Here is a 255-nt window from a genome sequence, read left to right on the forward strand (position 1 = left end):
TGATCTAGCGAAGCCGCCACTTCTGCGGGTAGGCCTTGCCGAACTGGCGCCGGACCGACACATTCTAATGTTCGATACGCATCATATCGTATCTGACGGCGTTTCGATTGACGTACTGATCGAAGAGCTCGTCCGCTTGTACAGCGGGGAGCAACTGGAGCCGCTTCGCATTCAGTACAAAGATTATGCGGTATGGCAGCAATCGGACGAGCAGAAAGCTCAGCTTGCCAAGCAGGAAGCCTACTGGCTCGACAT

General features: G+C 54.5%; 1 protein-coding gene. It reads left to right on the forward strand.

The genetic code is table 11. The features are described 5' to 3' along the window. On the forward strand, window positions 1–255 hold a 255-nt coding region (locus ACN6NF_RS25960; protein ID WP_474320336.1), incomplete at both ends, for a condensation domain-containing protein.

The organism is Paenibacillus sp. TSM33 (assembly GCF_056099025.1).